The sequence below is a fragment of the Desulfovibrio sp. genome (assembly GCF_041907885.1).
Lineage (GTDB): Bacteria > Desulfobacterota > Desulfovibrionia > Desulfovibrionales > Desulfovibrionaceae > Desulfovibrio.
The window spans coordinates 106,975-120,975 of record NZ_JAYRGM010000001.1; the positions used below are offsets into that span (position 1 = coordinate 106,975).

The 14,001-nt window shown below is 58.7% G+C and carries 11 protein-coding genes; 8 read left to right on the forward strand and 3 right to left on the reverse strand.

Features of this window, described 5'->3' with window-relative positions:
• The first annotated feature begins 105 nt into the window (after nucleotides 1–105).
• From ACE3NW_RS00425 to bioA, 3 genes are all read left to right on the forward strand, one after another.
• Entirely contained in the window at nucleotides 106–510 is a 405-nt protein-coding gene (locus ACE3NW_RS00425; protein WP_374279407.1) for a MucR family transcriptional regulator, read from the forward strand.
• Between the two features lie 212 nt (nucleotides 511–722).
• On the forward strand, nucleotides 723–1,673 hold the full coding sequence (gene bioB, locus ACE3NW_RS00430; RefSeq protein WP_374279408.1) for a biotin synthase BioB: 951 nt from the start codon (nucleotides 723–725) through the stop codon (nucleotides 1,671–1,673).
• Entirely contained in the window at nucleotides 1,660–3,786 is a 2,127-nt protein-coding gene (bioA, locus tag ACE3NW_RS00435; RefSeq protein ID WP_374279409.1) for an adenosylmethionine--8-amino-7-oxononanoate transaminase, read from the forward strand. Before bioB ends, bioA begins: the two co-directional genes overlap by 14 nt.
• 24 nt (nucleotides 3,787–3,810) lie before the next feature.
• Here bioA and ACE3NW_RS00440 read toward each other — a convergent pair whose 3' ends face one another.
• Nucleotides 3,811–4,020: a hypothetical protein gene (locus ACE3NW_RS00440; protein ID WP_374279410.1), complete on the reverse strand. Its 210-nt coding sequence runs from the start codon at nucleotides 4,018–4,020 to the stop codon at nucleotides 3,811–3,813.
• Nucleotides 4,008–4,424, reverse strand: a complete 417-nt coding sequence (locus ACE3NW_RS00445; RefSeq protein ID WP_374279411.1) for a hypothetical protein — start codon at nucleotides 4,422–4,424, stop codon at nucleotides 4,008–4,010. The genes ACE3NW_RS00440 and ACE3NW_RS00445 overlap by 13 nt, the downstream gene beginning before the upstream one ends.
• 228 nt (nucleotides 4,425–4,652) lie before the next feature.
• Between ACE3NW_RS00445 and ACE3NW_RS00450 the strand changes: the two genes are divergently transcribed.
• From ACE3NW_RS00450 to ACE3NW_RS00470, 5 genes are all read left to right on the forward strand, one after another.
• Complete coding sequence (locus ACE3NW_RS00450; protein ID WP_374279412.1) at nucleotides 4,653–6,431, forward strand: formate--tetrahydrofolate ligase; 1,779 nt, start codon at nucleotides 4,653–4,655, stop codon at nucleotides 6,429–6,431.
• Nucleotides 6,432–6,659: 228 nt separating this feature from the next.
• Nucleotides 6,660–8,714, forward strand: a complete 2,055-nt coding sequence (locus tag ACE3NW_RS00455) for an HD domain-containing phosphohydrolase (RefSeq protein WP_374279413.1) — start codon at nucleotides 6,660–6,662, stop codon at nucleotides 8,712–8,714.
• Nucleotides 8,715–8,728: 14 nt separating this feature from the next.
• Nucleotides 8,729–10,909: a CHASE2 domain-containing protein gene (locus ACE3NW_RS00460; protein ID WP_374279414.1), complete on the forward strand. Its 2,181-nt coding sequence runs from the start codon at nucleotides 8,729–8,731 to the stop codon at nucleotides 10,907–10,909.
• Nucleotides 10,910–10,941: 32 nt separating this feature from the next.
• On the forward strand, nucleotides 10,942–11,997 hold the full coding sequence (locus ACE3NW_RS00465; protein WP_374279415.1) for a FecR domain-containing protein: 1,056 nt from the start codon (nucleotides 10,942–10,944) through the stop codon (nucleotides 11,995–11,997).
• Nucleotides 11,998–12,003: 6 nt separating this feature from the next.
• Nucleotides 12,004–13,386, forward strand: coding sequence for a tetratricopeptide repeat protein (locus tag ACE3NW_RS00470; protein WP_374279416.1), 1,383 nt, complete (start codon nucleotides 12,004–12,006; stop codon nucleotides 13,384–13,386).
• 181 nt (nucleotides 13,387–13,567) lie between these two features.
• Here ACE3NW_RS00470 and ACE3NW_RS00475 read toward each other — a convergent pair whose 3' ends face one another.
• The gene (locus ACE3NW_RS00475) at nucleotides 13,568–13,999 is read right to left on the reverse strand and encodes an ACT domain-containing protein (protein WP_374279417.1); all 432 of its coding nucleotides are present in this window, start codon (nucleotides 13,997–13,999) and stop codon (nucleotides 13,568–13,570) included.
• Nucleotides 14,000–14,001 lie beyond the last annotated feature (2 nt).

Genomic DNA, 14,001 nt, shown 5'->3' on the forward strand with positions numbered 1-14,001 from the left:
CTCCCAATCAGGATGGGATGGTGACTGACTGTTCTGGCAGTGAACCAATCAGGCGGGTTCGCAGCGCGTCAGATTGAGTATGTTGAAGACATAAAAGGGGTTGTTATGGACGATTATCTGAAAGAAGCGCTGGAAATTACCAGAGCGCAAGCTGGCGTTCGCGTAATGAGTGAAGAAGAAATAGCCGCCTTTATCCAGAAAGTGGCGCAGGGGATTAAGGCCGTTGCCGAAGGGGAAACGCCTGTTGAGCTCGACAGCGGTGAAATGGCTGTTGAGGCCCGCAAGTCTGTCAAAGAAAAGTCCGTTACCTGCCTTGAATGTGGCAAGAGCTTTAAAATTCTTACCAAGCGTCATCTGGCCAGCCACGGCATGACCTCTGGCGAATACCGCGAAAAGTGGGGCTTCAAAAAAGACGCACCCCTTGTGTGCAAAGCCCTTCAGCGCGAGCGCCGCAAAAAGATGAAAGACATGAAGCTGTGGGAAAAGCGCCGCAAGGTTGTTGCCCCCTAGAGGAAAACAGGTGCAGGCTGCGGCTTTGCCGCGCTGTTAGACAACTGGTTTCCGAGCGTTTGTTGTAAAGTCCGCCCTTGTGGCGGGCTTTTTTTTTCGGCAAAAAAGTGGCATGTTGCCTCCCTGAACGGCGGTAAGGCTGCCTGTCAGAGCGGCCTCGGCCAGCAAATATCTGTTTTTGTTCTGCACCATCGTTTTTTCAGGGTTGTGAAATGACCGAATCACTGGCGGCTGCAACGCCCGCCCAGGCGCTGGCCCTGCTTTCCCTGCCACAGGAAGAGCTTTTTGCCAGCGCCACAGCGCTGCGCGAGGCGGCCTTTGGCCGCAACGTTGTTTTGTGCGCCATCATCAACGCCAAGAGCGGCAACTGCTCCATGGACTGCCGTTTCTGTTCCCAGAGCAGGCATAACCACACACCCATTGAGGTTTTTCCTCTGCTGCCCGATGCAGAACTGCGCGAACGCATACTGCAACTGGCAGCCTTGCCCGTGGCCCGCATAGGCGTTGTTACCAGTGGTTCGGCCCTGAGCGGCAGCGAGTTGCAGCGGCTTGCCAATGTGATTGCTGCTCTGCCAGAAGATGTGCGCCCGCGTGTGTGCGCCTCGCTGGGCAAACTTGCAAGGCAGGATTTTGCCAGCCTCTCGCAGGCCGGACTTACGCGGTTTCACCACAATCTTGAAACAGCGCGCGGCTATTATGCCAGTGTGTGTACCACCCAAACCTGGGATCAAAGGCGAGAAACCGTGCTGCGTGCCTGCGAAGCGGGCATGAGCGTTTGTTCTGGCGGGCTCTTTGGCCTGGGCGAAAGCTGGGAAGACCGCGTAAACTTTGCCTTCAGCCTCAGGGAACTTGGCGTGGCCCATGTGCCCATGAACTTTCTGCATCCGCACCCAGAAACCCCCCTTGCCGGGCAAAAACCCCTTACAGCAGGCGATGCGCTTACGCTCATAGCCGTGTTCAGGCATATACTGCCCACGGCAACCCTGCGTATCTGCGGGGGCAGGCCGTTGGTGCTGGGTGACAGGCAGGGTGAGATTTTTGCCGCAGGGGCCAACGCCCTGATGACCGGCGATTATCTGACAACCCATGGACAAAGCATTGCGCGTGATCTTGAGATGATCGCAGCCCTTGGGCTTGAGGTGCGTTGTGATGCCAGCTGCTGAGGTCAGGCGAGAGCCGGTGTTGCGGCCCCTTGACGGGGTTTTCATCGCCGGTTCTGGCACAGATGTGGGCAAGACAGTAGTTACGGCGGCCCTGCTGCGGGCCCTGCTGCTGGCCGGGGCGAGGGCACAGGCCCTCAAGGCGGTGCAGACAGGCGTTGCGCCAGCCGAGGCGCACACCGCGCCTCTGGCCGATGCCCGCGTATACGCCAGTGCGGTTGCGGGCTTGCCTCAGGGGGCAGAAGCATTGCCCGCCACAGCGCTGCACTGTTTTTCACTGCCCGCATCGCCGCATCTGGCAGCAGCGCGTGATGGAGTACGTTTGAGTTGCGCACATCTGCATGCCGATATTGAACGCCACTGGCAGGCGGGCAATGCAGAACTGCTGCTGCTTGAGGGCGCTGGCGGGCTGCGTGTGCCGCTCAACGAGCGTGAGGACATGCTTGACCTTATGGCAGCGGTGGGCCTGCCCGTGCTGCTTGTGGGCGGCAATTATCTGGGCGGCCTCAACCATATTTTGCTGTCGCTCGATGCCTTGCGACATAACGGCCTGCAACTGGCAGGGGTGGTGCTTGTGCCCGCCGCTGACCCTGCGGCGGGTTGCCCTGGTGTGGATGTGCAGGCCATGCTTGCCGATAATGCCGCCATGCTGCGCCTGCGCATGCGCCAGCAGGGCATGGATGCCCCCCTTGTGGAAATGCCCCGGCTTGCCACGCTTGACGCAACCGGCTGGCAGACACTGGCCGGGCATCTGGAGCCATTGGCCCGGCATCTGCTGTCGGCTGAACATGGCGCAGAGCAGGGGACAGAGGAGCAGGCTGCGGCCCATGACAGGGCACTTGTGGCCCGCGACCACCAGACCGTATGGCATCCCTATGCCTCTGCCTCGCAGCCGCCGCTGCTCAGCGCGGTAAGCCGCACGCGGGCCAACCGCATTGTGCTGGCCGAGGGCAGGGAACTTGTGGACGGCATGTCATCGTGGTGGGCAGCCGTACACGGCTATAACCATCCACGTCTTATGGAAGCCCTGCACAGCCAGGCCGGGCGCATGCCCCATGTGATGTTTGGCGGTTTGACGCACGAGCCTGCGGTGGCTTTGGCCGAGAGGCTGCTGCGCCTCATGCCTGCGGGGCTGGAGCGCGTGTTTTTTGCCGATTCCGGCTCTGTGGCTGTAGAGGTAGCGCTGAAGATGGCGCTGCAATACCAGCAGGGCAGAGGGGCAGGCGGGCGCACCAGATTTTTGACCCCGCGCGGCGGCTATCACGGTGATACCTTTGGCGCCATGTCTGTGTGCGACCCGGTTACGGGCATGCACAGCCTTTTTAGCGCCATGCTGCCCCAGCAGATTTTTATGGAGCGCCCCTCCTGCCGTTTTGATCAGCCCTTTGATCCGGCAAGTCTTGACGATGCCCGGCGTATTTTTGCGCAGCGCGGGTCTGAAATTGCGGCGGTTATTCTGGAGCCGGTGGTGCAGGGCGCTGGTGGCATGTGGTTTTACCACCCTGAATATCTGCGCGGGCTTGCCCGGTTGTGCCGCGAGGCCGGAGCTCTGCTGATATTTGACGAAATTGCCACCGGTTTTGGCCGCACGGGCAAGATGTTTGCCGCTGAGTGGGCAGGCGTGTCGCCCGACATACTGTGTTGCGGCAAGGCGCTTACGGGCGGGGTGCTTACCTTGGCGGCCACGGCCTGCACGGGCAGTGTGGCCCGGGGCATTTGCGCCGGGGGCAATGTGTTTATGCACGGCCCCACCTTTATGGCCAATGCCCTGGCATGCGCCGTTGCCTGCGCAAGTCTTGATCTGCTTGAAGAAGAAAACTGGCAGCAGTGCGTGGCGCAGCTGGAAACAGGCCTGCGCGAGGGGCTTGCCCCCTGCGCCGGGCTTGAGGGCGTGGCCGATGTGCGCGTTCTTGGCGGCATTGGCGTGGTGGAAACATGCGAGCCCGTCAATACCCAGGCCTTGCAACGGTATTTTGTGCAGCACGGGGTATGGATCAGGCCATTCAACCGCCTTGTGTATCTGATGCCGCCCTATATTACCCCCGCCGGGGATGTGGCGCAGCTCTGCTCTGTGGTGGCCGGGGCTTTGCGGGCCAGAGCGCATCTGCTGCCCTGACGCCACCGGCCCCGAGGCAACGGGTTAGTTGTCCGTTGGCGGCGGCGGAACAGGCAGGCCTTTGAAAATGAGCCTGGTGGCGGCGGCATCGGCCAGCTCGGCAACATCCATGAGCTTTTCGAGCAGTTCAAGCAGATAGAAGCGGTCATTTTCGCAGCCGTCCTTAAAGTCTGCTTCAAGCTCGCCGCTGCGGATGTAGTTTTCCAGCTCTGTGAGTTCGTTTACCGTAAGCATTCTGGATCCTTTTTAAGTGCAGAAATGCAGCGTTGGGTGAGGTCTTGCACCATCTGTTCGACCTGTGCAATTTCTGCACGGGTGATGTTGTCGTAATGGATGCCCGCGCTGACACACACGGCGCAGTGCAATGACTGGGAGATAGATTGGGCCATGCGCAGGGCGAGGGCGTCTTCCTTGTGACCGGGCAGGGCCAGCAGGCGGGCCTCTGTCTGCCCCGGCTGTGCCGCATGGTCTGCCTGCGCGTGCTGCCCCTGTTGCAGCTCGTACACTTGTGCGGGCGCGGCAAGGGCCACAGCGCCGATATGGCTTGCACCGCCGCCGCAGAGCACTTGCAGGTCACGCCCAAGGCGAAATACCTTCAGGTATATGTTCAGGCGGCCTTGCCGGGCGGTAAATTGCATGCTGGCTCCTGCTGCATGATAGGCAGCGCGCAGTGGTTATCGACCTGTTGCCAAATTTTTTGCCAGCTGGTTTCAGCGGCAAGCCCGCCCGCACGCGTGGCGGAACTGTAGTGATATATATAATGCGGTCTACTGCCGCAAGGCCGCAGGTCTGGCCCCTGTTTCAGGCTTGACGCCCCTGCTGGCGGCCCGTAACATTTTGCCAATTCTATGTTGTATGGAGAACTCATGACTCTTGATCCAACCAAGCACCCAGACTGGCAGATTGCCCTGGATGCCGAAAAAAATATGAAAACCTTCGAGGCCCTGACCGCTGAAATGGGCCTTGAGCCTTCAGAAGTGCTGCCCTACGGGCGCTACATGGGCAAGATTGAGCAGCAGGATGTGCTGAACCGTCTGGCAGACCGCCCCAACGGCAAATATGTGGACGTTACCGCCATTACGCCCACCCCGCTTGGCGAAGGCAAATCCACCACCACCATTGGTCTGGTGCAGGGGCTTGCGCGCCGTGGCCTGCGTTCTTCTGCGGCCATTCGCCAGCCATCGGGCGGCCCCACCATGGGCATGAAGGGCTCCGCCGCTGGTGGCGGTCTTTCGCAGTGCATTCCGCTTACGCCGTATTCGCTCAACTTTACGGGCGATATCCACGCTGTGGGCGCTGCGCACAATCTTGCCATGACTGCTCTCACCGCCCGCATGCAGCACGAGCGCAACTATGACGACGCCACACTTGAGCGGCTGTCTGGCATGCGCCGTCTGGATATTGACCCCACGCGCGTCAGCACTGGCTGGGTGATGGACTTTTGCGCCCAGGCCCTGCGTAACGTGGTTATAGGTATGGAAGGCGACGGCAGGCGCAACGACGGTTTCATGATGCGTTCGCATTTTGATATCACGGTGGCCTCCGAGGTCATGTCCATTCTTTCTGTTGCGCGCGATCTGGCCGATCTGCGCCAGCGCATGGGCCGTATGGTTCTGGCCCTCGACCGCAACGGCAGGCCCGTCACCACCGCCGATCTTGAAGTGGACGGCGCCATGACCGCCTGGCTTGTGGAGGCCATCAAGCCCAATCTTATCCAGACAATCGAGGGCCAGCCCGTGCTGGTACACACCGGCCCCTTTGGCAACATCGCCCTGGGCCAGAGCTCGGTTATCGCCGACAGGGTGGGCCTGAAGCTGGGCGACATCCACGTGACGGAATCTGGCTTTGCCTCTGAAATGGGCTACGAAAAATTCTGGAACCTCAAGTGCCGCTACAGCGGCCTTGCGCCCGATGCGGCGGTGATTGTGGCCACCGTGCGGGCTCTCAAGCACCACGGCGGCGCGCCCCAGCCCCGCCCCGGCCAGCCCCTGCCCGAAGAATATCTGCGTGAGGATGTGGGCCTTGTGGAAGCCGGGTGCATCAATCTGCTGCACCACATTGGCATTGTGCGCCGTTCTGGCGTGCCTTCTGTGGTGTGCATCAACAAGTTTTATACCGACAAGCCCGCTGAGATTGCCGCTATCCGCCGTATCTGCGAAAAGGCGGGGGCCAGCGTGGCCGTTTCGGAACACTGGGAAAAAGGCGGCGAAGGCGCGCTGGAACTGGCCGATGCCGTTATGGACGCCTGCAATTCGGGCAAGCGCAACTTCCGCCCTCTCTACGACTGGAAGCTGCCCATTGCAGAGCGCATTGTCTGCATTGCCCGCGAGGTGTACGGGGCTGACGGGGTGGATTTTGAACCCATGGCGGCCCAGCGGCTCAAAACGCTTCAGGAACGCCCCGATGCGGACGAACTGGGCGTTTGTATGGTCAAAACCCAGTACTCGCTCTCCGACGACCCCAAACGCCGGGGTGTGCCTGCCTCGTGGCGGCTGCACGTGCGCGATGTGTTGCTTTTTGGCGGGGCCGGGCTTGTTGCACCGGTGGCGGGCGATATCAGCCTCATGCCGGGTACGGGCTCCAAGCCTTCGTTCCGCAACATTGATGTGGATGTAACTACAGGCCGCGTCACTGGCGTGTTCTAGAAAAAGTGCTGCGAAATGGCGTTATCCCGCTGTGTAGGGGGATAACGCCATTATTGCTTTTCATGATTAAAATTATTTTAATAAAGCATAATTTCAGGTAATATACTTTATTCATGGGAAATTTTTTTAGGGGCTATCAGATACATCTAATTGGCTGACTTGAAATAACTGCCAGATATCATAATATTAAAAGGTAAATTACCTTAATGCCAGATATTGGGAGGCACCATGGAAGTTGTGCTCAGAGGCGTGCGGGGCAGTATCGCTGTGCCGGCTCCGGCCATGTCTTTTTATGGTGGCAACACCTCGTGTGTAGAACTGCGCTCCGATTCCGGGGCGCTTGTTTTTTTTGACGCAGGAACAGGCCTGCGCGAGGCGGGCGAAAACCTGCCGGAAAGCGGAACCTGTCATCTCTTTATTTCGCACGGGCATACAGACCACATTCAGGGGCTGGGGTTCTTTCGGCCCCTGCATTCGCCCAGATGGACCACCCATATCTACATTCCCGCCTGGCTCGAAAACGTGCTGGACGACCATTTTGCCCACGGCATGTTTCCCATTCCTTTCAGCGATTTTGGCGGCAATGTGGTGCGTCACTGCCTGGAGGCGGGCGACGAGGTCAGCCCTGCGGCAGATGTTTCTGTTTCGGCCATTGCCGCCAATCACCCCGGCGGCGCATTGTCGTACAAGGTGCGCGCCGACAGTGCCGTATTTTTGTACACGGGTGATTACGAAATCACCCAGGCCCCCAATGTGCGCAAGGCTGCACGCGAAATGCTTGAGGGCGTGGATCTTGCCGTTGTGGACAGCATGTACAGCAAATCAAGCTATATGGAAGGGTGGGGGCATTCGTGCTGGGAAGACTGGCGCGATCTGGCGCAGGATGTGGGGCCGGGCTGCATTGTGCTTTCGCACCATTCGCCCGATATGACAGACAAACAGATTGACGAATTGCAGCGCGAGGCCTTGCAGAGTTGCCACTTACAGGGTCTGCATTTGTGCTTTGCGCGAGAGGGCATGCGTTTTAGCCTGCCCATGGTCAAGGAGCGCTCTTGCACGGATTGCGGGCTGGTGCAGTACAGCGACTGGCTCGACAGGTTTCTTGACGGTCTGTTGCAGTATCAGGACGAAAATACGCTGCTTGACCGCATACTTGCCAAGGCACGCGAAATTACAAGGGCAGATGCGGGAACAATCTTTCTGGTGGATGGCGAAGACCTGCTTTTTGCCTATACCCACAACGACAGCCTGTTCTCTGTCAACACCGCCTCAAAGTTTGCCTATTCCTCGGCGCGGCTGCCCATCAATCCCCATTCCATTGCTGGCTACGCTGCCTTTACCGGCGAAATGCTCAACCTTGCCGATGTGCGTGCTTTGCCGCCCGGCATGCCTTTTTCTTTCCGCGAAGATTTCGACAAAGCCACGGGCTACCACACAGAATCCATGCTGGTTGTGCCTTTTCATGACCATGCAGGACGCGTTTCGGGCGTGATGCAGCTCATCAACAGTCTTGATCCGCGCACGGGCAAACCCCGCAAGTTTACGCATGATATGGAAAGACACATCCGTGTGCTGGCCCGCGAGATTGCCAATATCCTTGAGCGCAGCCATCTGGTGCGGGCAAGCATCAACAGGCTTATCAGGCTGGCATCGGTACACGACCCGCTGGAAACCGGCCCCCATGCCGAGCGTGTGGGAGCCATCGCCGCCGAAATGTACCAGATCAGGGCCAACCAGCTAAACCTGGACCCCGACGTCACCCTGCATGTGAAAAGCCAGATACGCCTTGCCGCCATGCTGCACGACATTGGCAAGGTGGGCGTGAGTGATCTGCTGATAAAAAAACCGGGCAAGCTCACTGACGAAGAAATGGCGGTCATGCGCTCGCATACCATGATTGGCGCGGGAATACTGGAGGCAGAGGCACAAAGCGGCGGTTTTATGACCTTTGCGCGCGATATTGCCCACCACCACCATCAAAAATGGAACGGGCAGGGCTATGCTGGCCCCAGCAACGCGGGCAGGCTTGCGGGTGAGGAAATTCCCATTGCAGCGCGTATTACGGCCATTGCCGACGTTTTTGACGCCCTGGTTTCGCCCCGTTCGTACAAGGCCGCGTGGCCCCATTCAAAGGCGCTGGCGCTTTTGCGCGAGGAGGCGGGCAGCCATTTTGACCCCCATCTTGTGGCCTGCCTTGAAGAAATAATTGATGTTGTGGCCAAGATTTACGAACGCTTTCCCGATGCGGAGCCGGAACAGCCTAACCGCGAACCGGCAGCATGAAGCTGAAGGCTGCAATGCGGCATTTCCTGCGCCAACCCTGGCTTTTTACGGCCATGGTGGGGCTGTGCGGCGGTATTGCCATGCTGGCGCTGTATGTGGTGCAGCCTGTTGCATTGCAGCGCCTTGACCTCAGAATTTACGATGCGCTTTTGCCCTTGCGGCGGTTAAGCCAGCCCTCGGCTGTGCCGGTTGTTATTGATATTGACGAGGAATCGCTGGCCCGACACGGCCAGTGGCCCTGGCCGCGCTATCTTGTGGCCGATCTGGTAGACAGGCTGGCCAGCAGGGGTGTTGCCTCCATAGGGCTGGATATAATGTTTGCCGAGCCGGACAGAACCTCGCCAGCCCGCATGCGCGAAGGCCTGTACCGCGATAGGGGCATTAGCCTTGAGATTGCGGGCCTGCCTGCTTTTTTGGCAGATTTTGACACGCTTTTTGCAGCATCTGTGCGGGCAGCGCCGGTGGTGCTGGGCGCTTTTGCCCGGTATTCTGGCGAGCAGTACCATGGGCCCACGCCCCAGCCGCCAGCCATGATTGCGCGCGGCGGCAAGGATGCGCCCCCTTACGACAGTTTTTTGCCCTTTGCTCCTGGCGCAGTTTTACCGCTGCCGCAGTTTTTTGAAGATGCCCCTGTGGGCTTTGTGAATGTTTCGCCCGATGCCGATGGACTGGTGCGGCAGATTCCGCTGCTGATCAGGTTTGGCGATGCGGTCTATCCCTCGCTGGCCTTGCAGGCTCTCATGCGGGCGCTGGGCACAGATGCCCTGCGGCTCTACACCGGGCCGGATGGCCTGTTCAGCGTGGCGGCGGGTGATTTCAAGATTCCCGTATCGCGTGAGGGCTACATGCTGGTTCCCTTTCAGGGGGGGCGGCGCACATACAGATATATCAGCGCGGCAAGGGTGCTGAACGGTACGGCCACGCAGGCTGATCTGGAAGGCTGCATTGCCTTTGTGGGCACATCGGCCCCTGGCCTGGCCGATATCCGCGCCACGCCCTTCGACCGCGTAATGCCGGGGGTAGAGGTACACGCTGCGGCCATAGATGCCATGGTAAACGGCAACTTTGTGCAGTCGCCCTCGTGGGCACCCGGCGCGCAGGCCCTGATAATAGCCTTTATGACCTGTGCAGCCACGCTGGCTTTTGGCTTTGCCGGGCCACGTGTGTATGTGCCTTCTTCCATCGGTCTGATGGGCGCAACGGTGCTGGCGTCGCGCCAGCTGTTCATGAGCGGGCTGTTTCTCTCGCCCTTGTATGGTCTGCTCACGTCACTGCTGTGTGGTGGTTTGTTGCTGAGCGTGCGTTTCTGGCATGAAGAAAAGCAGAAGATCGTTTTGCGGCGGGCCTTTTCGCGCTATGTGTCGCCTGAGGTGGTCAGGCAGATCAGCAAACGTCAGGGCGATCTGCTGGCAGGCGAAAACCGCGAGCTCTCCATTTTGTTTACGGATATTCGCGGCTTTACAAGCCTTTCTGAATCGCTTTCGCCTCAGCATGTTGTGCAGCTGCTGAACCGCTATTTTACGCCCATGACAGCCATTGTGCGCAGCAGAAGCGGCACGCTGGACAAGTTTATCGGTGATGCGCTCATGGCCTTCTGGAACGCACCCCTTGATGTGCCCGGCCACCCTGCGCTGGCTGTGGATGCCGCCTTGTGCATGCAGGAGCAGCTGGAAGCCCTGAACAGCGAAATTGAGGCCAGTTTTGGCATTAGGCTTGCCATGGGGGCGGGTATTCACACCGGGCAGGCCTATGTGGGCAACATGGGCTCTGACGACCTGATCAACTACACCCTGATTGGCGACAACGTAAACCTGGCCTCTCGTCTGGAGGGCCTGTGCAAACGCTATGGCGTGCCAGTGGTGGTGAGCGAGCATACCATGCAGGGCTGCGGCGATGCCTTTAGCTTTATTCACCTTGATGTGCTGCGGGTCAAGGGAAAAACCAGACCCGTCAGCATCTACTGGCCCATGAGACCGGGTACGGATGAAATTTTTCAGCAGGCCATGCCGCAATGGAGCTTAGCCCGCTCGCAGTACGAGCAGGGCGACTTTGCCGGAGCTGCGGCCAGTTTTGCCGTGCTTGCGGCGGCATATCCTGCTGTGCGCCTGTTTGGGCTGTATCATGAACGGTCGCTCACACTGGTGCAGACGCCCCCCGCAGACTGGGAGGGCATATGGACAATGGAAGGCAAGTAAACACGAACATATAGCTCTGTGGGGGGAGAATCATGATTCGTTATGCGCTGGGGCGCGGGGCCATGGCCCTGTGCCTGATTTTGCTGGTCGCAAGCGCTTGTGCGGCCAAGGATGTGGGACAGGTCATTTCCTTCAAGGCTGGTGTTACCGCACAGCGCGGCGGGCAGCCCGTGGCTCTGGGCATGAAAAGCCCGGTGGGCGATCACGATGTGCTGACCACCGACGCCACTGGGCGCGCGCAGATTCTGTTTGACGACGACACAACCGTTGCCCTTGGTTCCAACACCTCGTTGAGTCTGGAAACCGTGGTGGCCGAAGGCGCAAACCCCGCCTTCAAGGCCAGGATGGGGCAGGGCGTTGCCCGCTTTATCACGGGCAAGATTGTGGAGAAAAATCCTGACGGTTTTTCGGTGGTCACGCCTGATGCCACGGTGGGTATTCGCGGAACCATCTTTGCCGTACAAGTGGGCAACGGTACCACTACAGTCTATGTTACCAACACGACCAAGCAGGTTTTTGTCAACGGAGTGCTGGTTCCTTCGGGCTTCAAGATAACATTGCCGCAAGGCACGCTTAACCCCATGACTCCCGCAGATATGAACCATGTGACCGGCAGTGTGGCGACGCGCGAATCCGGCCCTGCTGGCCCCGCCCTTCTTGCGCCTCCCTCGCCGGTAACGGGAGGCGTTGCAGGTGTTCCCACTGCCTTGGCGCAAACCCAGTTTGGGCAGCAGACCCTTGGTGAAGGGTTCAGGCAGCTGGGCAATGCCAGCGTGTCGGGCACATTATTCAGCGATCTAGGCAACGGGTCTTTTAGTTTTCAGGTCAATCTTGCCAGCGGTGCTGTAAGCAATGGTGTCATGCAGTCTGGTCATTCAGACTTGCCCAGCCCTCTTACTGGGGGAGCTGGCAGTATCAGCGGTTCCAGCCTGAATGTGGGAGGATTCACCGACGGAAGCCACACCGGAACCATGACTGGGTCTGCTCTGCGAACCGGGTCTGGTCTCTCTGTCTCCGGCGATTTTCAGATAAAGGATACATACGCAACAGCTATTGATTGTGGCACGTTTTCCGGATCAGGCAGGTAAAGCAATATGAAGTGTACAGTACAAATTACTGCTGCTCTGCCCAAAGCATGCCACTGCCTTGCGCTTGCGCCGCTGTTGCTTCTCTTGTTGGTAAGCCCCGCTGTCGCCGCAGAGGATTCACCCGGCCTGCGCACGGCGGTGGGGTCTGCAAAGGCAGATGCCGCTGCCCTGATGCAGCAGGGCAAGTATGCCTCTGCCTACGAAATGTACATGCGCCTGCTGCGCGAAGCGCCGGATGACGACGAGGTGAACCTTAACCTCGCCCGCAGCTCCATGCGCAGCGGCCGGTATAATCAGGCGGTAATGGCCTATGAGCGGCTTACGGAAAAGTACCCCAACGAAGCTGTGTTGTTCAGTGAACTGGCACAGGCCTATATGGCGCTTGAAGACCGCAAGAGTGCGGAAAGCGCCATGGCCACAGCACGTTTGTTGAATCCCAACATAAACAAGGCTGACAGCGACAGGCTGCTTGATTCGCTCGAAAAGCGGTATGAGCACTGGCAGATTCATGGTAAGGTGCGCAGCGGACTGCTGTATGATTCAAACGCCACATTTGGCCCCTCAAGTACGTCTATGGATCTTGGTGTCTGGCAGGTAAATGTGCCCGATGCCGAGGCAAAAAATACCTTTGGCGCGTACCTTGGAGCCAACCTTGACGTGGGCTGGAAGGCCGAGCGCGACACCCCCTGGTGGATTGTGGCCGATGTGCAGGGGCTTGCGCGCGGCAATGGCAATCCTTCGCTGGATGACGTTCACAGCCGCACGTCGGAATGGGGCAGGGCTGCCGTAGGTGTACGCCACCTCACGCCAACCACCATGTTTGATCTGCGCTTCAAGAGTGAAGTGTTTGACAACCAGTGGTATCAGAACGTGTCGGCATCCGGGCCGGAAGCCACGTGGCTGTGGGCCGTAACCCCCTCGTGGCATCTGATTACACGCGGAACCCTCGACGCGCGGGCCTACTCGCGTGACGGTGACCGCAACGGCGCGTACTGGACCCTGGGGCAATATGTGCGGCGTTATTTTGGCGAAAGCAACCATGAAATCATGGTGGGCCTGAGCTATGTGGGCGGTAACACGCCAGAAACTGCCGATTACTGCTATACAGGTATTGAGGCCAGCGCGCGCGTTGTGCTCAAGCTGCCCAAGGGATTTGAACTGGCCCCCTTCGTGTCCTTTGAAAAAGACTGGTATAACGGCCCCGCCACCGCGCTGGAAACCACAAACAGGCTGGACCAGAAGTGGCGCACCGGCGCAACCCTTACCTGGCATGTTACCGATGCCTGGTCGGTGGAAACATCGTACCAGTACACGCATAACAATTCAGAAAGCCCGCTCTACAGGTTTGATCAGTCGCTGGTTTCGTTGGGCGTTGCCTGGTCGTTCTAGTGAGAATATGGGCGTAGAAGTCGCGTTGCTGCCATCTGCAATCGATACGTAACTATCTGTGCGCCTGCCCAAAACGGGCAGGCGCACTCTTTTATGCGCGGCAGTGCTGGCAGGGTAAAGTTGACGCACAAAAAAAAGCCACGGTTACCCGTGGCTTTTTTTGATCTGTAAGGATGCATGCCTAGCGGGCGCAGAGCCGCTCCGCAGGGATAATCACAAAATTATGGGCGTGGAGCACTTCAATGGCCTGATCAACCTTGTCAAAGCGGAAGATCATGACCGCGCTTTCTGCTTCGCGCTGTACAAAGGCATACATGTATTCAACATTGATGCCGTTCTTGGAAACAGTTTGCAGCACAGAATCAAGACCGCCGGGAGTGTCAGGCACTTCAACGGCCACAACACTGGTGCGGCCCAGGGTGAAGCCTTTTTCTTTCAGCACAACCTTGGCTTTTTCGTGATCGCACACAATCATGCGCAGAATGCCAAAGTCAGAGGTATCGGCGAGCGAAAGGGCGCGAATGTTGATTCCCGCCTCGGCCAAGGTGTGTGTAACCTCGGCCAGACGCCCGGCGCGGTTTTCGAGAAACACAGAGAGCTGTTCTGTTTTCATGA

Bases quoted from the DNA above. Each gene is read 5' to 3' on its own strand.
- ACE3NW_RS00425 (WP_374279407.1), top strand. From the start codon at position 106: ATGGACGATTATCTGAAAGAAGCGCTGGAAATTACCAGAGCGCAAGCT.
- bioB (WP_374279408.1), top strand. From the start codon at position 723: ATGACCGAATCACTGGCGGCTGCAACGCCCGCCCAGGCGCTGGCCCTG.
- bioA (WP_374279409.1), top strand. From the start codon at position 1,660: ATGCCAGCTGCTGAGGTCAGGCGAGAGCCGGTGTTGCGGCCCCTTGAC.
- ACE3NW_RS00440 (WP_374279410.1), bottom strand. From the start codon at position 4,020: ATGCTTACGGTAAACGAACTCACAGAGCTGGAAAACTACATCCGCAGC.
- ACE3NW_RS00445 (WP_374279411.1), bottom strand. From the start codon at position 4,424: ATGCAATTTACCGCCCGGCAAGGCCGCCTGAACATATACCTGAAGGTA.
- ACE3NW_RS00450 (WP_374279412.1), top strand. From the start codon at position 4,653: ATGACTCTTGATCCAACCAAGCACCCAGACTGGCAGATTGCCCTGGAT.
- ACE3NW_RS00455 (WP_374279413.1), top strand. From the start codon at position 6,660: ATGGAAGTTGTGCTCAGAGGCGTGCGGGGCAGTATCGCTGTGCCGGCT.
- ACE3NW_RS00460 (WP_374279414.1), top strand. From the start codon at position 8,729: ATGCGGCATTTCCTGCGCCAACCCTGGCTTTTTACGGCCATGGTGGGG.
- ACE3NW_RS00465 (WP_374279415.1), top strand. From the start codon at position 10,942: ATGATTCGTTATGCGCTGGGGCGCGGGGCCATGGCCCTGTGCCTGATT.
- ACE3NW_RS00470 (WP_374279416.1), top strand. From the start codon at position 12,004: ATGAAGTGTACAGTACAAATTACTGCTGCTCTGCCCAAAGCATGCCAC.
- ACE3NW_RS00475 (WP_374279417.1), bottom strand. From the start codon at position 13,999: ATGAAAACAGAACAGCTCTCTGTGTTTCTCGAAAACCGCGCCGGGCGT.